This window comes from Pseudovibrio sp. Ad26 (assembly GCF_001623285.1).
Taxonomy (GTDB): domain Bacteria; phylum Pseudomonadota; class Alphaproteobacteria; order Rhizobiales; family Stappiaceae; genus Pseudovibrio; species Pseudovibrio ascidiaceicola.
Map to the genome: position 1 here is coordinate 119,120 of NZ_LMCE01000095.1, position 20,992 is coordinate 140,111.

Annotated in this window: 14 protein-coding genes and 1 tRNA gene; 8 read left to right on the forward strand and 7 right to left on the reverse strand. The window is 51.9% G+C overall.

Annotated features, from left to right (window positions below; translation table 11 throughout):
• The first annotated feature begins 65 nt into the window (after positions 1-65).
• Both PsAD26_RS21920 and gpt read left to right on the forward strand, forming a co-directional pair.
• On the forward strand, positions 66-806 hold the full coding sequence (locus PsAD26_RS21920; RefSeq protein WP_063300849.1) for a competence/damage-inducible protein A: 741 nt from the start codon (positions 66-68) through the stop codon (positions 804-806).
• Positions 807-816: 10 nt separating this feature from the next.
• Positions 817-1,320 (forward strand): xanthine phosphoribosyltransferase, encoded by a 504-nt coding sequence (gene gpt, locus PsAD26_RS21925; protein WP_057462537.1) that lies wholly within the window; start codon positions 817-819, stop codon positions 1,318-1,320.
• 695 nt (positions 1,321-2,015) lie between these two features.
• Here gpt and sfsA read toward each other — a convergent pair.
• The 3 genes from sfsA to PsAD26_RS21940 all read right to left on the reverse strand — a co-directional run bounded on the left by sfsA (position 2,016) and on the right by PsAD26_RS21940 (position 5,845).
• Positions 2,016-2,720 carry a DNA/RNA nuclease SfsA gene (gene sfsA, locus PsAD26_RS21930; protein ID WP_063300850.1) on the reverse strand — a complete coding sequence of 235 codons (705 nt, stop codon included), beginning with the start codon at positions 2,718-2,720 and terminating at the stop codon, positions 2,016-2,018.
• Between the two features lie 23 nt (positions 2,721-2,743).
• Positions 2,744-4,195 (reverse strand): TrkH family potassium uptake protein, encoded by a 1,452-nt coding sequence (locus tag PsAD26_RS21935; protein WP_057462539.1) that lies wholly within the window; start codon positions 4,193-4,195, stop codon positions 2,744-2,746.
• 234 nt (positions 4,196-4,429) lie between these two features.
• Positions 4,430-5,845 carry a TrkH family potassium uptake protein gene (locus PsAD26_RS21940; protein WP_084403786.1) on the reverse strand — a complete coding sequence of 472 codons (1,416 nt, stop codon included), beginning with the start codon at positions 5,843-5,845 and terminating at the stop codon, positions 4,430-4,432.
• Positions 5,846-6,872: 1,027 nt separating this feature from the next.
• On the opposite strand from PsAD26_RS21940, the gene PsAD26_RS21945 reads away from it, so the two are divergent.
• Positions 6,873-8,390, forward strand: coding sequence for a DUF3360 family protein (locus PsAD26_RS21945; protein WP_208985803.1), 1,518 nt, complete (start codon positions 6,873-6,875; stop codon positions 8,388-8,390).
• 492 nt (positions 8,391-8,882) lie between these two features.
• The gene (locus tag PsAD26_RS21950) at positions 8,883-10,661 is read left to right on the forward strand and encodes an OFA family MFS transporter (RefSeq protein WP_063312128.1); all 1,779 of its coding nucleotides are present in this window, start codon (positions 8,883-8,885) and stop codon (positions 10,659-10,661) included.
• A gap of 76 nt (positions 10,662-10,737) precedes the next feature.
• Here PsAD26_RS21950 and PsAD26_RS21955 read toward each other — a convergent pair whose 3' ends face one another.
• Entirely contained in the window at positions 10,738-11,640 is a 903-nt protein-coding gene (locus PsAD26_RS21955) for a LysR family transcriptional regulator (protein ID WP_063312129.1), read from the reverse strand.
• 248 nt (positions 11,641-11,888) lie between these two features.
• Here PsAD26_RS21955 and PsAD26_RS21960 point away from each other — a divergent pair, with 248 nt between their 5' ends.
• Positions 11,889-12,632, forward strand: coding sequence for a murein L,D-transpeptidase family protein (locus PsAD26_RS21960; protein WP_084403774.1), 744 nt, complete (start codon positions 11,889-11,891; stop codon positions 12,630-12,632).
• Between the two features lie 19 nt (positions 12,633-12,651).
• Here the strand turns inward: PsAD26_RS21960 and PsAD26_RS21965 are convergent.
• Positions 12,652-12,736, reverse strand: a tRNA-Leu gene (locus PsAD26_RS21965).
• A gap of 378 nt (positions 12,737-13,114) precedes the next feature.
• Here PsAD26_RS21965 and map point away from each other — a divergent pair.
• From map to PsAD26_RS21980, 3 genes are all read left to right on the forward strand, one after another.
• The gene (gene map, locus PsAD26_RS21970) at positions 13,115-13,960 is read left to right on the forward strand and encodes a type I methionyl aminopeptidase (protein ID WP_063312130.1); all 846 of its coding nucleotides are present in this window, start codon (positions 13,115-13,117) and stop codon (positions 13,958-13,960) included.
• A 22-nt stretch (positions 13,961-13,982) separates the two neighbouring features.
• Positions 13,983-14,810 (forward strand): DNA repair protein RadC, encoded by an 828-nt coding sequence (radC, locus tag PsAD26_RS21975; RefSeq protein WP_063312131.1) that lies wholly within the window; start codon positions 13,983-13,985, stop codon positions 14,808-14,810.
• 262 nt (positions 14,811-15,072) lie between these two features.
• On the forward strand, positions 15,073-17,292 hold the full coding sequence (locus PsAD26_RS21980) for a bifunctional diguanylate cyclase/phosphodiesterase (protein WP_208985804.1): 2,220 nt from the start codon (positions 15,073-15,075) through the stop codon (positions 17,290-17,292).
• A gap of 33 nt (positions 17,293-17,325) precedes the next feature.
• On the opposite strand, the gene PsAD26_RS21985 is transcribed toward PsAD26_RS21980, so the two are convergent.
• Together PsAD26_RS21985 and ppdK are read right to left on the reverse strand one after the other, a co-directional pair.
• Positions 17,326-18,306, reverse strand: coding sequence for a methylmalonyl Co-A mutase-associated GTPase MeaB (locus PsAD26_RS21985; protein WP_208985805.1), 981 nt, complete (start codon positions 18,304-18,306; stop codon positions 17,326-17,328).
• A gap of 8 nt (positions 18,307-18,314) precedes the next feature.
• On the reverse strand, positions 18,315-20,987 hold the full coding sequence (ppdK, locus tag PsAD26_RS21990; protein ID WP_063312133.1) for a pyruvate, phosphate dikinase: 2,673 nt from the start codon (positions 20,985-20,987) through the stop codon (positions 18,315-18,317).
• Between the last annotated feature and the right edge of the window lie 5 nt (positions 20,988-20,992).

A 20,992-nucleotide genomic window follows, 5' to 3' on the forward strand; every position in this document is an offset into this window, starting at 1 on the left:
AATGCAGATGAACGCGACACGCTCTGGCTGTCAAAGCCACCCATATTTCAGGAATACAGAAAGCCATGACCAATAAGATCATCACAGCGGGATATGTCGTTATTGGCGATGAAATCCTGTCTGGCCGCACCAAAGATAAAAACATCGGCTTTCTGGCAAGCTATCTCACGGATATCGGCATCGACCTGTCTGAAGTGCGTGTCGTGCCTGACGTAGAAGAAAAGATCGTCGAAGCCGTCAACGCTCTTCGCGCAGAATACACCTACGTGTTCACATCCGGCGGGATCGGCCCGACACACGATGACATCACAGCAGATGCCATCGCGAAAGCTTTCGGTGTCTCAATTGATCTGGACCCACGCGCTTACAAGCTTCTGGAAGATCACTACGGCGCTGAGAACTTTACCCCTGCCCGCAAGCGCATGGCCCGCCTGCCTGATGGCGCCGACCTGATTGAAAACAAGGTGTCCATCGCACCCGGCTTCAGAATGGAAAACGTGCACGTCATGGCAGGTGTACCGGCCATCATGCAATCCATGGTCGATGCCATCGCACCAACACTGGAAACCAGTCAAAAGATGCTTTCTGTGACTATTGAGGCCTCTCTTCCTGAGAGTCGCATTGCCACAGACCTAGGGGAAATCCAGAAAAACTTCCCCGAAACCTCAATTGGCTCCTATCCGCAGTCAAAAGATGGAGTATTTTCCACACAGGTTGTTGTGCGATCTAGGTCAAATGATGTACTGGAACAGGCCAGTGAAGCCGTCCGAGCAGCCGTAGAAGCTGCAAAGACAAAATTTCTTTGAAAGAAGACACATGGATAATCAGCAGCAATCCAAAGCATTCCCGGTCTCTTGGGACCAATTCCACCGCGATTGCCGTGCCCTCTCTTGGCGCCTCGCCGACAAAGGCGAATTTACAGCGATTGTAGCCATCACACGTGGTGGCCTTGTTCCAGCTGGCATTATTGCGCGCGAATTGGGTGTTCGCACCATCGAAACAGTTTGCATTGCATCTTACCACGACTACGACGATCAGGGTGAATTGAAGGTCATCAAGCCAATCGACCCGAAAGTGGTCGGCTCTGAAGGCGGTGAAGGCATTCTCATCATCGACGATCTGGTCGACACCGGTAAGACTGCAAAAGTTGTTCGCGAAATGCTGCCAAAAGCACACTTTGCAACCGTCTACGCCAAGCCAATGGGTCGCGATCTGGCTGATACCATTGTGACTGAAGTTTCTCAGGATACCTGGGTGTACTTCCCATGGGATCTGGGCATGCAGTTCCAGCCGCCAATCTCTAAAGATACCGCAGGCTAATCAGCCCACCGGAATTCTGCATAAGAGTTTCAAAAGCCTCGGCCTCACCGCCGGGGCTTTTTCCGTTCATAAGCCGGTAATGATCCAACCTTCACGAATGCATTTTGGCAGCACGAGACGAAGCGATGAATAACATCGGACTAGCGGCTATCTTAGACAAACTTATCCCCCTTGCTCAAATGTGCCCCCATACTAACTTCATGCCCACGTGACGGGCAGCTGGCGGACCGTCCGTCAGCGTGTCGTGGGCTGGGTGGGGCTTTTGAGAGAGGTAACGCATCTTTCAAAGGTCCGGTGGAACCGATTTTCAGACGTGACTGCATGGTCTGAGAGGAAGGGCCCAAGCTTGAGGGGCATCACGCAGTGGCATTTGTTGGTCAGAGCAATAAATGTCAGGGACAGAGGACCTGTTTAGGCCGGGAAACTTGCCAAAGCAAAGCCGTTGTCTTTCCAGGAAACTGGCTATCGTGTCTTTCAGGATAAGAGGCGATGTTGTCCATATCAAAATGCCCGGGCAAGGCGCGTAGCCAATGCCAAAGACTCATTTCTAACAAGTAGCGCAGGTGTTGCCTGCCGCCTTGCTCATCCCGACTTACGGGAACTCTGGTTCAACACTACATGGGAGGCTATGCGGTGCTTTCAGTGCAGGTGTACACGCATCATCAGATACCATGCTCTTCTTAGGCTTATCCGCCTTAACAGCGCACCTCAATAGACCGATCAGCAATGATCTCGTCAGTATCCAGCCGGCACCCAATCGCGTAGATTTCAACACCTGCCTTTACAGCCGCATCAAAAGCCTCACCATATTTCGGGTCAATATCACGCGCCAGAACAAGCGCATCGCAATCATCACGCTGGATCAGAAACACCATAGCAGAACGATGGCCTTCCCGGACCATATCAGCAAGCTCATCCAGATGCTTTGCACCACGCGCGGTCACAGCATCAGGAAACTCTGCAATCCCATCTTCGCGGGCCAGCGTGACGTTCTTCACCTCAACATAGGTGCGCTTGTCACCCTCACCTTCCAGCAGAATATCGATACGGGAGTTCTTGCCGTACTTCACTTCACGGCGCAGCTTCTCATAACCCACAAGCTCAGGAATACGCCCAGCTTCAATCGCTTCTTCGACCAAGCCATTCGGACGGCTGGTATTGATGCCCACCATCGCACCATCAATCTCGAGCATTTCCCAGGAGTATTTCAACTTGCGCTTCGGATCATCATTTGGCGTCAGCCAGACCTTAATACCCGGATCTTTCAAACCCATCATGGAACCCGAGTTGGCACAGTGCGCTGTGATTTCAGCACCGCCATCATCGAGGGCAACATCAGCCAGAAACCGTTTGTAACGCTTAATCAGCCGGCCAGTGACCAGCGGTACATCAAATCGCATAGCGACCTTCCAAATTATTCAGATTATTTGGACCAGAAATCAGGATCCAGAAGAATGAGAACCGTAAACAGTTCCAGACGCCCCAACAACATCGCAGCACACAAGATCCATTTCACTGGATCAGGCAGCGCAGCAAAGTTGCCGGATGGCCCGATCATGGTGCCAAGGCCCGGGCCAACGTTACCAACGGATGTCGCGGCGGCAGACACAGCGGTCACCAGATCCAGATGGAACAGGGACAGGATCAACGTCAGAATACCAACTGTACCGATGTAAACCACAAGGAACGCAAGAACGGAGAACGTCAGTTCTGGTGTCAGGTGCGTGTTACCATAGCTCACAGAGATCACGCGGTTAGGCCGCACCATCCGCCGCATATGCGCAATCACGGTTCCGAAGAACACAAGAAAACGGAAGACCTTGATGCCGCCCGTTGTCGAGCCTGTACAGCCACCAACAAACTTGAGCAGGAACGCAAGACCGATCACCGGAGCTCCCCAAGCGGTGTAATCCCCCATGGCATAGCCAGTACCCGTCACCACAGAAATCACGTTAAACGCGGATTGCAGGATCGCACTACCAAAACTATCTGCATTGCCAGAAGTGCCGAGATAAATCGTCAGAGCAAGAGAAATCAAACCCACAAGCCACAGAAACGCACGTACCTGCGGATCCCGCCACAGCAACATCGGCTGACCGCGTAGCCCCTGAATGATCAACACGAACGGCAGCGCGCCCACAATCATGAAAACAACTGCAATCCAGCCAGTCACCGGATTGGTGAAGTACCCAAAGGAATTGTCATGCGTAGAGTAACCACCCGTCGCAATTGTTGTGAGACCATGGTTGAACGCATCAAACATCGTCATGCCGGAGAACCAGTAAAGCACAATGCAAAGACTGGTCAGAAGCAGATACGTCAAACTGATCAGGCGGATCAATTCAATGGAACGGCTGACAATCTTTTCGCTTTGATCGGAGCTTTCTGTCTGAAACAGCTGCATTCCACCAATGCGCAGAAACGGTAAAAGCACGATCGCCATAACAACGATGCCAACACCGCCCATCCACTGCATCAACGAACGCCACACAAGCAGCCCCGGCGGAAGTGAATCAAGACCCGTCAGCACAGTAGAGCCGGTGGTGGTGAATCCCGACACTGCCTCAAACGCAGCATCGACATACGCAATACCCAGCCACAAAAACGGCAGAGCTCCAAACGCGGGCAACGAGACCCAGCATAAAGTTGTCAGGATAAAGGTCTGGCGCGTATCCAACCCGTCACGCAGCGCACCACCCATGGCCACGATAAGCAACATGCCAACCAGACCGGTAATTAACGCTGAAATAATAAAGGCTTGCCAGTCAGCATTACGCGACACAACATCCACAAATGCAGGGACGAGCATGGCAGCAGCGAGGCCGACATAAAGGTACCCAAGCACACTTAAAACCGGTCGTATGGAAACCAACATCAATCCGCCGATATAAAATCCAATTTAACCCGCCCGCTAGTCACATGTTGTCCCTTAACGGACGAGATTGGAACGGTATGCTCTCAAACATTTATGAAGCATTGGTTTTAGGCCACTTAGTGATATCTGGCAATTGAATTAATCGGGCAACTACCTATTCACACAACAAGAATGAAACCGAACAGCCCAAACATGCTCAATGCACGAAATCCCTAGTCTTTCAGGGACGTAGCGTCAACGCCAGAATTGAGGGTTAAACAACACCAGCACCGTAAAAAGTTCCAATCTCCCCAGCAACATTGCCGCAGAAAGCACAATCTTCGCACTATTGGGGATGTCGGCAAAGTTTCCGATAGGGCCAACAACATCACCAAGTCCTGGGCCGACATTAGAAACCGCAGTCGTCGCTGCGCTCATAGCAGTCACTAGATCCAGACCAAGTCCACCAAGAATGACAGTAATCAGCCCCACAGTGGCCATATAGACCACTAAAAACGCAAGAACCGAAAACGCCAGTTCAGGTGTGATCTTTGTATCGCCATACCGGACAGGAACCACCTGATCAGGCCGGATCATCTTATTCATGTACGCACGAACAGTGCCAAAGAACACGATAAACCGGAAAATCTTGATGCCACCACTGGTCGAGCCTGTACAGCCACCAATAAACGTCAGCATCAGGAAGAAGCCCATCATCGGCGGGCCCCACGCCGTGTAATCACCAAGTCCATAGCCCGTTGTGGTGATGATTGAAATCACCACAAACAGCGCTTCAACCACAGCACGGCCAAACGTGAACTTGTTCTCAATACCGAGATACAGAGCAGTCAAACTGGAGAGGACAATGATAAGTAAAATAAAGACCCGCGCCTGAGGGTCCTGCAGAAGTGCTTTCGGATTCTTGGTCAAGGATTTGATCAGCACAACGAACGGCAAACCCGAAGCCAGCATAAAGACCACAGCCACCCATTCCGCGGCTGTACTCTCAAAATATGCAAAGGATGCATCGTGGGTGGAAAATCCACCAGAGGACAACGTCGTCATTGCATGGTTCACCGCATCAAACAACGACATGCCAGAAAACACATAAAGGATCATGCAGGTCAGCGTCAGCATGATGTAGACGCCACCAATCAAGCGCGTCAGATCCGTCGCACGGGCAACAATCTTCTCTCCGCGATCAGAACTTTCTGTCCGAAACAGCTGCATCCCGCCAATACGCAACAAAGGCATGAGCAAGATCGCCATAACGATGATGCCTACACCGCCGATCCACTGGGTCAATGAACGCCAGAACAACAAACCCGGAGGCATTCCATCCAGACCAATCAGAACCGTGGAACCTGTGGTCGTAAACCCAGACACGCTCTCAAAAAAAGCGTTCTCGAAACCGATCCCAAGGCTGAGAAAGGGCAGAGCGCCACAGACTGGCATCACAATCCAGGACGCTGTTGTCAACAAAAACGCCTGACGAATGGTGAGATGCTCAAGTTTGTAATTAGCAGTAGAAACAGCAAGCAGCAGGCCAAGCAAACCAACAAACAGAGAAGAGAGTGCAAACGCAATCCAGTCGGGATTGCTGAAGTAAATGTCCAGCAATGCAGGCGCCAGCATCAAAATGGCCAGCCCAACCAGAAAATATCCAAGCACCCGTAATACGGGACCCACCAGTGCCATAATATCTCTCATTTCAAGATGGGCTTCGCCTCGGGCGAGCGCACCAACACGCTTTAATCTCAAATCCTACAGAAACTCGGTTAAACTTCTCAGCAAACAGACACAACAAATCGGTTCGATGATTTTTGAGGTTACTGGGAAGTGAAAATTTGAAGGCTCATAACGAGACCGCAGATAAGTCCGGCAGGATGGATCGCCTATCTACGCCAAAAGTAGGGGGCAGCCAAGTTTTTTCTTATCCGGAATGTTCTCACCTCGGCAAAGTGCATAGCCATCGATGTACAATTTTACCGGGCGTGAAGCCAACTTGGTGTCAACAAAGTCCAATTTAAACTCGGAAAAACACTTGTATTACAAGTTCCCACAGCGCTGCGACAATACTACCTATAAGTCATTCTACCGCGACAGGATGTGATCCTCAGATCACGTTTTTCATTAGCCTTAACACCCGCTCAAAGTGAATTAATTTCATTATACTGTTGTTTTAAATAAGATATTGCAGCCTGAAATTTCACAGTACCTAAAAACAAGGCAATTCAACAAAATCAATTAGATAGCTCATATTGTCGCAGTTTTTCGTCTTATAGATTTCATCAATGACGCGATAGACTCATACGATTTTATTTAAGCTGCGTCCTTCTGCAAGTTCTCGCTGAACACCGTAAGCTTCCCTACGTCATTTCAGCTAGGGGCCTTTCGGAACTGAAGAACAGGGGAAGGGTATTCATGGTCTGAATTTGTGGTTTGCACGGTCTCTTGAAAAGACCCTGGAATCCGGAAGGAAAGATACAGCGAGTTTGAAGCCGCTGACGCAGTTGCACTTTAACACCTCCCATTAAGCTGCAACTCAAAACCCGAAAATCCTGACGGTTCCAACTCCTCCCAGCAAACCAGAAATCAAGGCCATGACGTGAGATGCCTTCATCAGCTTCGCTCACCAAGCAAGCACCGTGAAGCCACACTCTCCTTTCCTCCGTCAGTTTTATGGAGAATGGCTGTTATGCTTCAGCAGACAGACAAACACGAAGAATCCTATAGCGAGGCACACAAGCCTGCGAGCGAGTTCGAACAACGGTCTGATTATCTGGACCACGAACTCCAGATTATGAAACCACGCCGTTGGGGTCTCAACCTGCCGGGCCGCGACTTCCGTTTTGAAATGGAAGATTTTGTTCCTGCAATTGCAGGAACAATCGGCATCTCCGTGATGTACTCTGCGGTTATGACGGCATGGGCAACCGGCCTCACAGCAAAATGGCCACACGTCAATCTTGGTGCTGAGTGGATCATTGAAGTGGTTCGCGTTGAGATGCTCATCCCGGCGCTGCTCTTCTGCATCATCGGCTCTGGTTTCCTCAACCCACGTGCAAACCTTGCAGGCAACCACGGTCCAATGATCCCGCTCATTGGCTCCATCGCTCTTGCAGGCGCACACCCTCTGGCCTTGGCAGCACTCGTCTGTGCCTTCGGCCTACTCCTCAGCTACTTTAAAGGCGGCTCTCGTCTGGTGAACCTAACCAGTCAGGGCGTTGCTGGCGGTTTGCTCGTGTTCCTTGGCTTCATGGGGGCAAAGGGGCAAATCACAACCCTCTTCAGCTGGGCTGGCGGCCTGCAGGCGAAGCATGACCTTGCTTACAGCCTCTCTTACGTCGCTCTGGCAATCTTTGCCGTCAACATCGTGCTCTACGCCTTCCTCGCAAAGGTCGGTAAGCGCTGGCTCGCAATTCCAGCTTGCTCCGTCATCGCGGTTGTTCTGGCGCTCGCACTCGGCGCAGGTGTTGACCTTCAGTTCACCACAGCTCCTGGCCTGCCAAACATGAATCCATGGTACTGGTGGGGTTCTACTGAGACCGGCTGGCAGCTTGGCATCCCTAGCTTCAACCACTTCGTTGCATCTCTGCCTTGGGCAATTCTGGCAGTCGCAATGTGGTCCCCGGACTTCCTCGGCCACCGTATCTTCCAGGAACTCAACTACCCTAAGAACACAGATAAAGTTCTGATGGACGTTGATGACACCATGACCTGCTGCTCCCTGCGTCAGTTCACCGGCACATTTTTCGGCGGTGGTAACATCACCTCCTCCTGGGGCACCTACATGATCCCGGCAGCAATCGCGAAGCGTCCTATCCCTGCAGGCGCAATCCTGCTCGGCGCACTGTGCATCGTTATCGCTACCATCGGCTACCCAATGGACGTAGCAGTATGGCAGCCAGTGATGTCCTGTGCTCTTCTGGTTGGTGTGTTCCTTCCACTTCTGGAAGCTGGCCTACAGATGGTGAAATCCAGCAACGACACCAACTCCGCTGGTATCTGCATCTTCGCAGCCATCGTGACCAACCCTGTTCTGGCATGGGCAATCACCATGTTCCTCGACAACAATGGTCTCATTGGCGACAAGGAACGTGCAGAACGTCTGAGCTTTGCAGACCGCATCATCATTCCAGCAGGTGCAGTGATCATCTGTACTCTGGCAATGGCTGCAGTTGGCATGCTCCCAGGTATTCCAGCTCTCCTGTAAGCTGAACCAAACCAAATCTTAAAAGCGCATCGCCCAGCGGTGCGCTTTTTTCGTTTCCTTAGGCACTGCGACAATACGCACCTGCGTAAAACCTGACGTTAGTAACGCACAGTACGGATGACAACCTCGTCCTCATCTGGCATATTCACAGGCACCAAGCAGCCCTACTCCTCTGATATTTCAAAATAAATCAGAGCGTGCAAAATTTTTCACCGCACCATTTTCTGCTTTTGGCTTTGTCCTATCCTCCACAAACCCACACTGTAATAGATTACATCTATAACGTGATAGACTCTGGCGATTTCAACTAACCATGTGTTAGATGCAGACTCAACGTATGGATGCAGGCTTCCTCCCTCTCGCCTGCCTCCTAGGCGCATTCCCGAAATGGGGCTCGATTTTCGGAAAACAGGATGTAGTCGCAACAAAAGATCAAGGCGGTTTGCCGGGCGAGGCAATGCAAACTGCTTTGATTGCTCTAGGGGTTTGCTGATGTTTAAAATACCAAGCTTTATGCTGAAAGACGCGATCGTAGCCAAGCCGGGCTTCAATCGTTGGCTCGTTCCACCGGCTTCCATTGCAATTCATCTGTGCATCGGTTCTGCCTATGCATGGAGTATCTACAACCCGGCACTTGTCAGAGAAATCGGTGGCATAGCACCAGCAGCTGAAGATTGGTCTCTCAGCTCTGTGGTCTGGATCTTCTCAGTCGCAATTCTATTTCTTGGCCTGTCTGCCGCTGTTGCAGGCAAATGGCTTGAGAAAGTTGGCCCACGCTGCGTTGGCACAACAGCTGCCTTCTGCTGGGGAGGTGGTTACATCATCGGCTCAATTGGCATCATGACCCACCAGCTCTGGCTGCTGTATCTGGGGTATGGCGTCATCGGCGGCTGTGGCTTGGGCCTTGGGTATGTTTCACCCGTCTCCACCCTGATCCGCTGGTATCCTGATCGTCGCGGTCTGGCAACCGGCATGGCTATCATGGGCTTTGGCGGCGGCGCAATCATCGCAGTTCCGCTGAAAAGCTGGCTTCTGGGCCTCTATGCCAAAGCACCTGACTATCTCGGCCCTCTCGCTGACGTACAAACAACCGTAGAAAACGGTGTGCGCTACGTGCAGGTCGCAGGCCAGAAGCTGGAAGCCATTGTCGTCAGTGCATCTCAAGCAGAAGCAGCCTTTGACGGTGCCCAAGCAGGCGTTTACCTAGCAGGCACAGGCAACACTGGCGCAGCATCAACCTTCCTCACATTGGGTATTGTCTACTTCTTCGTAATGATCCTGGCTTCCTTCGCCTACCGCATTCCTGCGCCGGGCTGGAAACCGGAAGGTTGGGAGCCACCACAGGAAGACCCTGCAAAACAAGGCCTTATCACTCGCAACCATGTGCATATTGATACAGCATTGCGGACACCACAGTTCTATCAACTCTGGATCGTGCTCTGCTTCAACGTGACAGCTGGGATTGGCGTGATCTCCGTTTCCAAAACCATGATCTATGAGATCTTTGGCAATGGCATGCCAACCATCGTTGACGGAGCCTTCACCGCAACCTACGTTTTGATGATCTCCGTCTTCAACGCTATGGGTCGCCTCGGCTGGTCTACTCTTTCTGACTATATTGGCCGCAAGAACACCTACACCGTCTTCTTCGTGCTGGGCTCTTTCCTATACCTCTCCATTCCGCTCATCGCAGCTGAAGCAGGTGCTAGCCCCTCCGTGATGTGGCTGGTGATGTTCTACGCAGCCACCATGACCATCTTCACCATGTATGGTGGTGGCTTCGCTACAATCCCCGCCTATCTGGCAGATATCTTCGGCACCAAATTCGTCGGCGGTATCCATGGTCGCCTGCTCACCGCATGGTCTGCAGCAGGTGTAGCTGGTCCGTTCCTCATCACATTCCTGCGCGAACGGTCTGTAAACACCAAAATCCATGAGCTTGCAGAAAAGGTTGATCCCGCCGTATTCCTCCAGACCTTCGGTGAAGGCAAAGAGAAACTGGCTGAGCTCATCGCAGCAAAATCCATCTCTGTCTCAAGACTGATGGAAGTAGCTCCGGAAGGCACAGTTGATCCAACTCCGAGCCTCTACAACACCACAATGTATGTGATGGCTGGTTTGCTCGTCGCAGCACTCGTCTCCAACCTTCTCATGAAGCCAGTCCATCCGAAGTATCATATGGCTGAGGACGCACTGGGCGAAGGAGAAGCTAAAACAACAAAACCGGCAGCATCTGGCAAACAAACATCTGCACCAATGCCTGCTGAATAAAAAGCAAACCCAAACAACTAAGCCCGCGATCATCGCGGGCTTTTTTTATGAGCAACTCGAAAGCAATGCCACTTTGCTAATCAGTCTGCTCTGGTATCAGCGGCTTCTTATACTGTGCGGCGCAATCTGCCAGGGATGTGATAATCGCTGGCTCCAGCTCACGCTTTGTCATCACCATACCAATACTGTGCGAAACAACTGGTTTGATCAGCGGTACGGAAACAATCCCCGCCCCAAGCGACAAGGCAGAAAACTCCGGCAAGATCGCGCAGTACCCCGCACGGATAAACCCGCCAAGCGATGGGATCGTTTCAGCCTCTATCTCAGGGTCCAACTCAACACCTAAAAACCGTAGCGTGCTGTCTACCATCAACCGATTTTGCAGGTTCGGCGAAAGCGCCACCATCGCCCCGGCATTCACAGCCGTCTCCCATTCCACTGCGTCGACCCCTTGCAGGCGATGCCCTGCTGGCATGAATAGACGATAGTCTTCCTCATACAGCGTGAAACTGCTGTGTTTCTTTGCATCGCTGAATTGAGTGTATGTAATGCCCGCATCGATCTGATAATCCTCAAGAGCCTTATGGATTTCATCATGGCTCATCAATTGGATCGTCGCATGTGCATGCGGGTGGCTCTTCTTCAAATCCAGAATAAGGGAGGCTGTCGCAACATCAGCTGAAGGAATAACGCCAATGTTGACCTTACCGAACACCTCAGCACTTTTACCTGCCACCTCGTTTCGCAAACTGTTGCAGTCCGCAAGCACCTTCTTCGCCCAGACGAGAATGCGTTCTCCTTCCGCCGTCAATCCATGAAACTTCTTGCCGCGCTCAATAATGGGAACGCCCAGCTCAATCTCCAACTGGCGAATTCGGCCTGACAACGTTGGCTGCGTCACATTACAAGCCGCAGCGGCACGCGTAAAATGCCGCTCTTGAGCCAGAGTAACGAGGTATTGTAACTGCCGAATATCCAAGGAAGATCACCCTTCACACAACGCTTGATAGAAACGCTCTATAGCACAATAGAGCAATCAGATCAGAATGGGCCCGGACACTAGCATCTGTTTTCTCAAAGAAAAGCAAAACAAATACGCTGCGTACTTACGCCACAGGAATATCAGAGCGACCTTTTCACAGGGTTTCCAGTGCGAACCATGACTTGGCCACATTGCCTCTCTTATCTGCCACTCTCAGTTTCCAGTGATTTGCAATCGGACCTTCCATGGCAAAAATCATTTCACGTCCACTCCTTTGGGCAGTCGGCACAGCCTTTTTCGTCATGCTGGCAGTCTTCGCCACTTACTTACTCTTGCCTTATGATCTGCCCGGCTCCGCAAACCTTACAAAAGTTAAAGATGAACGCCTGCCAGCCCTGCGCGCGGACCTGACCTTCAAAGGAATGACCTTGGGAAACCCCGTTTTCCTGCGAGTCTTTAAAGAAGAAAGCCGGCTGGAAGCATGGATCCGGTCTGGCAAAACCTATCAGCCCTACAAGTCATGGGAGATTTGCAAATACTCTGGTGATCTGGGGCCAAAGCTGAAAGAAGGCGACGGTCAGTCTCCTGAGGGCTTTTACAATGTGTCAGCCAGACAATTGAACCCGAACAGCAGATACCACCTCTCCTTCAATCTCGGTTTCCCGAACGCCTTTGATCAGTCACTGGACCGCACAGGCTCTTACTTGATGGTCCACGGTAACTGCCTCTCCATCGGCTGCTACGCCATGACCAATCAACATATCGAGGAAATCTATCTGCTTGTGGAAGCTGCCCTTCAGAACGGACAAGGCGCAGTCCCAGTCCATATCTTCCCCTTTGAGATGACAGAGGAAAACCTCAGCAAGCACGCCAACTCAAACTGGCTGAACTTCTGGCGCAACCTCAAACAGGGTTACGACCTCTTCGAAGAAAACCGCATACCACCAGCAGTCTCCGCTCAAGAAGGCGAATACCAATTTACTATCTAAGTTTTTTGGGAGAGTAATTTGGTGCGGACGGCGGGACTCGAACCCGCAAGCCCAGGGGCGGCAGATTTTAAGTCTGCTGTGTATACCAATTCCACCACGACCGCTTGCAGGCACTTGAGTACACGAGCAAACCACTTTCGTGCAAGTGCCTCTTTTCCGTTATCCAAGAAGTTCCTATGGCTTATCCCGGATTAAGCCCCTCAAAAAATCGATAGAATCCCAACAGGAACCACGGAATACAACGGGCTTCATAAAATGCGTGCGCAGTTAAGGATCTGACCTTCTTTTTTCGCTACACCTTTCAAAAATACCCGATATAAGTGGGGAAACACCAGATTGCTCCCTAGAATGCCCCTAAAAAAATAGGAGAAGCTTCTACGGAGAAGCAGGGCTTGCGAGCAAGCATAACGGCATTTTACAGTTCCTCATGATGTAATCTGCGTTCGTTCCTGCGCGAAACGGAACAAGGAAAAAACGGGAAAATGATTGACTACGTAGACGCTGCCAACGCGCCCCTGAAAAACACCGGCCAGATCAAGATCTACAGCCAGGAAGATTTTGAAGGTATGCGCAAAGCAAGCCAGATGACTGCACAGTGCCTCGACGCACTTGTGCCGCTGGTGCAACCGGGCGTCACAACGCAGGAAATTGATGACTTCGTTTTCAAGTTTGGCAAGGAGCGCGGCGGCGTTCCGGCAACACTGAACTATCGTGGCTTCAGCAAATCCTGCTGTACCTCCATCAACCGCGTCATCTGTCACGGTATCCCTGACTCGAAGAAGAAGCTGAAAGAAGGTGACATCGTCAACATCGACGTCACCTATATCGTTGATGGCTGGCACGGCGACAGTTCCCGCATGTATCCCGTTGGTAAACTCAAGCCCGCAGCCAAGCGCCTGATCGAAGTCACTCACGAATCTCTGATGCGTGCTCTGGAAGCTGCCAAACCGGGCAACACCACAGGCGACATTGGTCACGCCATTCAGGAATACGTAGAATCAGAGCGCTGTTCTGTTGTTCGCGATTTCTGCGGTCACGGCGTAGGCAAACTGTTCCACGACATGCCAAATATTCTGCACTACGGCCAAAAAGGTGCCGGTATCGAGCTGAAACCAGGCATGATTTTCACAATTGAGCCAATGGTAAATCTGGGACGGCCAGATGTGAAAGTGCTGAAAGACGGCTGGACGGCTGAAACCAAAGACAAAACACTGTCTGCTCAGTTTGAGCATTCTATCGGCATCACCTCAACAGGCTGCGATATCTTCACAAAATCACCAGCAGGCCTGTTCAATCCAATGGAACCGGAAGCCGGAGCCGCTGCCTAACCGCACCAAGTAAGGAGGGGGAATGAAACAAACCAGTTTCGGGTTTCATGAGGTAACTCCCTCTCCTCAGGAGCAGGCACCCGCCGTGCCTGCGCTCCAGAGCCATATCCCTCTGGGCGAACCGGAAACTCTCCCGGTTCCGTCACCTGCCAAGCAAAGCAAATCCCCCAAGCCAGCAGCCAAGCACTACCACGGTCATCGTGCACGTTTACGCGAACGGTTTGAGGAAACAGGCTTGGATGGCCTCCAGTCCTATGAGTTGCTGGAGATGCTCCTCTTCTCATCTATCAAACAAGGTGACACCAAACCGCTGGCAAAAGCACTGCTGGCCCAGTTTGGCTCCTTTGCACAAGTTCTGGCCGCCCCGAAACAACGGCTGGAAGAGGTACCCGGCTGCGGACCACGCACAGCTAGCTTCCTCAAAGAAATGCAGGCCGCATCTATTCTCTACGCTAAAGCACAGGTTGTAGAGCGCGATCCTCTCTCCTCCTGGAGCAAAGTTCTAGAATACGTTCGCGCAGCAATGGCGCACAACGACAAAGAAGAATTCCGCATCCTGTTTCTGGACAAAAAGAACCGCCTCATCGCAGATGAAGTCCAGCAGACCGGAACAGTTGACCACACGCCCGTTTATCCGCGCGAAGTTACAAAACGAGCATTGGAATTGTCAGCCTGCGCGATCATTCTGGTCCACAACCATCCATCAGGCGACCCGACGCCATCCCGTCAAGACATTGAAATGACGACGAAAATTTCAAACACATTAGAGCCTTTAGGCATAGTTCTGCACGATCACATCATCATAGCCGGCTCAGGTCACGTCAGTTTCAGAGGCCTTCAACTCATCTAAGCTATCCCCAGCAGCAGAACTCCATTCACATAAATTTCCCAAGTGATCGATAAAACGCGTCGGTTGTACAGGCTCACTCAAGCAAAATCTCAGAACATAAGCATGGGCAAGTGCGTTTTCGCATACAATCAAGAGTTTTAAAGGCAGCATGAGTAAATTGCCGATGGCGGGACAACCGAGTTCGAAAACTCCCATGACTTCAGCAGTCTTGGGTAGTACTTTCGGCAATACGATTACACGAGGAAAAAAAATCGGAGCCCGCATGATGGCTCTGTTGATCCTGTGTGTTGTAGCTGCAGCTTTGGCTGTTGGGTATCTGGCGTTCTACTGGTCAACCCAGCGCGCGCTCGATTTCGAGGTCGATAAAGAAGTTCGCCTCGTACAGAGCAACCTCAAAGTTTTCCGCAATGGGCTCGCAAATGAAGCAGAGCGCATCGCCATCTCTAACAAGGCGTATGCTTCGGTCCTGTCAGAAGAAACCAACATCTTGCTGGATGAGGATCTGACACCGACCCCAAGCACACGGGGTGACCGGGATATCTTCGTCATCCTCAACAAGGATATGAAGCCCCTCTACACCTACCGCCGCGATCTGCCATGGCACAGCGAGGTCTTTGAAGATCAGCTTCGCGGTCAGCTGGATGCCACACTGTCTGAGCTGGAAACCCGGGCCAACACGAAGCAAACGCAGTTCCGTGTACCTGAACCACTGCGCAGCCACGCCCCTCTGGCGTTAAGTTTGCGCGATGTTGTTCTGGTTGATGGTGCAATCGGCCTCGCGACAGTTGCAGCAATAACTCCGTCAACAGCACCGCCAAAAGGTATGCCAAAAGTTGCCGGTTATCTACTTTGGGTACGGTCACTGGACATCCGGTCCATCAGATCCTTTGAGGAATCAACTGGCTTGTCGGAAATGTTCATCACCACGAACAAGCCAAAAGCCGACTTCCAGCGTGTATCCCTGCCATTGCTCCGCCGTAATGGCGAGATCATCGCCAACCTGAGTTGGAAAACCACCGCAGCCTCGGGCGCGATCTACACCAACTCATCACCGTATTTTCTGGGAACCATCATCGCTATCTTGCTGATGACAATTCTCATTCTGCTCCGCTACATCAAGATGACAGACCGTATCTTGCAAAATGAAGCAGATGCGACACATGCAGCACTCCATGACGCCTTGTGTGGCCTGCCCAACAGAACATGGTTCGAGATTTTTGCAGCTGACGTGCTGCGACGCGACCGACAAAAACAGCGAATTACTGGCGTTGTATTTCTGGATCTGGACCATTTCAAACAGATCAACGACAGTTTGGGCCATTCCATCGGGGATGAAGTCATCAAGCTCGTCGCCGAGCGTCTCAAAGTGTCGATCAACATGGAAGACCGGGTCGCGCGCGTCAGTGGAGATGAATTCCTCATCGTACTGGCGCACCGCACCAGCATGGATGAGATCATCGAAACCTGCATGTACATCGAGAAGATGCTCTCAGATGCATTCAAGGTGGAGAAACACAAAATCCTGACCACAGCCAGCATGGGCGTTTCACTCTCCCCGGCGCATGGTCATGACCTGACTGAACTTTTGCGCAGAGCAGACATTGCGCTCTATCAGGCGAAGAAACTTGGCCGTGGCCGTTATGTGCTCTTTGAAAAGGAGATGGAGGACACCCTTCAGATCTCGCGTGAAATCGAAGAGGACATCAAACGCGCGCTCAATGCCAACGAATTCCAGAACTACTACCAGCCGATCATGGACAGCACCGGCAAGAACATTCTGGCAGCCGAGGCTCTCATTCGCTGGAACCATCCCAAAAAAGGCCTTTTGCCACCAGCAGCGTTTTTGCCAGTTGCTGAAGAATCCATGCTCATCAATCGCATTGGTGAATGGGTTCTGGAGAACGCGATCAAGGATGGCTCAACCCTGAATGACGTCACCATGTGCGTGAACGTCTCTCCAACCCAGTTGCGGCACCCGGAATTCCCAGAGCTGGTCAACACCTTGCTTGAAAAGTACCAGCTGGAACCTAACCGTCTGGAGCTGGAAGTCACCGAAGACGTTCTCATCAACTACTCAGAGACTGTGGTTGAAGTCATCGAACGCCTTCGTAATCTCGGCGTTAAAATTGCGCTGGATGATTTCGGAACAGGCTTCTCATCTCTCAGCTATCTGCGCCGCGATCTGTTCGACAAAATCAAGATCGATCGTTCCTTCATCAATGGCGCAGTGACGGATGCCAAAGCCAGAGAAATTCTGGCAAGCTCAATCACCCTGGGACTTCGTCTCGGCATGGAGGTGTGTGTTGAAGGCGTGGAAGAGGAAGAACAGAAAGAGCTTCTGCTCACTATGGATTGCCCAATGATGCAAGGCTATCTGTTTTCCCGCCCAATCCCGCTTGGCAAGTTCCGTCTGTGGCGTGATGACATGGACGAAGACGTGGAACAGAAACCACGCAAAATCAGAGTGGGCGCAGCAGAGTAATCTGCGTCCTTCCCAACCGGTTGTCATCTCGACTTAGTTTTCAGAAAAACTCTTCCAGATCGCAGCAAATGTCTCGCTGGTTTCCTGCTTGAAAGCAAATGGTCGCTTGGCCGCTTCCTCCCAGCGCACACCGGAATTTTTCAGCACCGCAACGCCCTGTTGCCCAAACTGCATCTTAAGCTGATCCACGAGCCAGGCCTTCACCTGATCACAGCGCTGAACCGCAAGACCACCACTCTCGTGCAACATGGAGTGATGCCTGTCGCAGGCATCAATAAGCTCACTAAGACCTCTGTTGTCCATTGCACTCAGCATCAGCACAGGCACCTTCCAGTCCCCTCGCTTCGCACTCAAGCTCATGGCACCTTCCACATCCGCACGGGCACGGCTGGCAACGTCCCCCATATCAGCCTTGGTCACGCAGATAATGTCCGGCAGTTCCATGATGCCTGCCTTCATAAACTGAAGGCTGTCGCCAGACCCTGGCTGTATGCAAAGCACGCAGGTATCAGCCACAAGGGCTACATCGGCCTCAGATTGCCCAATACCAACACTCTCCACAATCACCCGGTCCATCACAGCCCGCATCAGGACCACCGCCGCGATAGCGTGCTCAGAAAGTCCCCCAAGCCGGTCACGAGCCGCCATGGAGCGCACGAAAATCTTCTGGTCTTCTGGATCAGTAGACAAACGCGTCCGGTCGCCCAACAGCGAGCCACCTGTCACCTGAGACGATGGGTCAACCGCAATCACCCCAACGCTTTTGTCTACGCGGCGATAGTCCGAAATCATTGCATTTGTCAGGGTGGATTTCCCAACACCGGGAGGTCCGGTTAGCGCGATTACATGCGCGATTGGGTTTTGCAACGCCTCATCCAGTAAAGAGATCAACTGAGGATGCCCCTCATAGCTCTCAATAGCGCTGAGCAAACGTGCAAGAGCTGGCTTACCGCCAGCTCTCAGGTCTTCCAGATTGGCAGGAGCCGACCGAGGCCAGCTCCTCTCCTTTTTCACAAAGCCACTCACCCCTTGTTCCGCTGTGCCAGCACTGCCTGAGCAGCAGCAAGACGTGCAACAGGAACACGGAATGGAGAACAGGACACGTAATTCAAACCAACAGTTTCGCAGAAGGCGATGGAGGCTGGATCACCCCCATGCTCCCCGCAAATACCAAGTTTGATATCAGCTTTCGTCTTACGGCCATTCGTGGCTGCAAGTTTCACCAATTGGCCAACACCGTCCACATCCAGAGAAACGAACGGATCCTTCTCCATCACCTTCCGCTCCTGATACTTGCCCAGGAAGGACGCGGCATCATCACGAGAGATGCCAAAGGTGGTTTGCGTCAGATCGTTGGTGCCAAAAGAGAAGAACTCGGCAGACGCAGCAATCTCTTCAGAAAGCAGCGCGGCCCGTGGCAACTCAATCATGGTGCCAACAGAGTACGCAGGCTTTTCGCCCAGTTCCTTGGCCACAACTGCAGCTGTACCGTCAATGCTTTCGCGAACAATATCCAACTCGCTCTTCAAACCAACCAGCGGCACCATAATCTCAGGTGTCACCTTACGGCCATGGCGCTTGGAAACGTCAAGAGCAGCTTCAAAGATAGCCCGCGCCTGCATCTCTGCAATTTCCGGATAGGAAATCAGCAAGCGGCAGCCACGATTGCCAAGCATCGGATTGAACTCTTCCAGCTCTTCCGCCCGCTCACGCAGCTCTTCCGGATCAATGTCCATCTGCTTGGCGACTTCAGCAATGTCCTCTTCCGTTTTCGGAAGGAACTCATGCAATGGCGGATCAAGCAAACGAATGGTGACCGGGCGATCAACCATCAGCTCAAAGATATCGATGAAGTCCTGACGCTGGATCGGAAGCAACTTCGCAAGCGCAGCTTTACGCTCCTTCACCGTGTCAGACAGGATCATCTCACGCACTGCAAGAATACGCTCACCTTCAAAGAACATATGCTCGGTACGGCACAGACCAATGCCTTCAGCACCAAAAGAAAGCGCCACCTTCACATCAGCAGGCGTTTCTGCATTGGTGCGAATGTTCATGCGGCGAATATTATCAGCCCATTCCATCAGCTTTTTGAAGTCACCAGAAAGCTCAGGCTCCTGCATCTGAACTTTGCCAGCAAGCACCTGACCATTGCCGCCATCAATGGTGATTGTATCACCCTTGCCAAAGCTGCGACCATCAACCGTCATGATCTCATTACGGGCATCAACACGAATGGTTCCAGCACCAGCGACACAAGGTTTACCCATACCGCGCGCAACAACAGCCGCATGACTGGTCATACCCCCACGTGTTGTCAAAATGCCTTCCGCGGCATGCATGCCATGAATGTCTTCAGGGCTGGTCTCTGTACGAACCAGAATAACAGGGCGGCCATTGGCCTTTTCTGTTTCAGCATCGTCAGAGTTGAACACGATCGCACCGCAAGCAGCACCCGGAGAAGCTGGCAAACCAACAGTCAGCTCATCCCGTTCACTGGCAGGATCAATGGTTGGATGCAGCAACTGGTCCAGAGAAGACGGCGCAATGCTCGCGACGGCTTCTTCTTTGGTGATCAGACCGCTCTCGGCCATATCAACCGCAATCTTCAGCGCAGCTTTCAGCGTCCGCTTACCATTACGGGTCTGAAGCATCCAAAGCTTGCCGTGCTCAACGGTAAACTCCAGATCCTGCATATCGCGGTAATGGGTCTCCAACCTGTCACAAACAGCCTGGAACTCCGCAAACACCTCAGGCATGGTCGCTTCAAGAGATGGTTTTTCGGAATGCGCCTCAATGCGGGCTTTCTCGGTGATATCCTGCGGCGTACGAATACCCGCAACAACATCTTCACCCTGCGCGTTGATGAGAAATTCGCCATAAAGCGCGTTTTCACCAGTGGACGGGTTACGGGTAAAGGCAACACCAGTCGCAGAGTTTTCGCCTGTGTTACCAAACACCATCGCCTGCACGTTCACTGCAGTGCCCCAGTCCTCTGGGATTTCATGCAGGGCGCGGTAAGTCTTGGCCCGTGGGATCATCCAGCTCTTGAACACGGCGCCAACGGCACCCCAGAGCTGCTCTTCAGGATCCTCAGGGAAAGGACGACCAAGCTCTTCTTCAACCTTGTCCTTATAAGCCGCAACGATCTGTTTCCAGTCGTCACCGGTCAGGTCAGTATCAAGGGAGTGGTCGTGCTCGTCCTTGAAATCCTCCAGAATTTCTTCGAAGTGATCGTGGTCTACGTCCAACACTACATCAGAGTACATCTGGATGAAACGACGATAGCTGTCATAAGCAAACCGGTCATCGTTTGCATCTTTGGCCAGCGCTTCAACAGTCCGGTCGTTGAGACCCAGATTCAGAACCGTATCCATCATACCCGGCATGGAAACACGGGCACCGGAACGCACAGACAACAGCAGCGGTTTGGACGTGCTGTTGAACTTACGCTCTGTCAGCTCTTCAACAGCCGCAATGGCAGCATGAACCTGCTCTTTAAGCTCGGAAGGATACTGCTGGCCTTCATCATAATAGTGCGTGCAAACTTGAGTTGTAATGGTAAAGCCGGGAGGGACAGGCAATCCTAGTCTGCTCATCTCGGCAAGGTTTGCACCCTTACCGCCCAGCAGCTCCTTCATAGAAGCATCGCCCTCGGTTTTGTTTTCTCCAAAGATGTAGACCCACTTGGTCATAACAC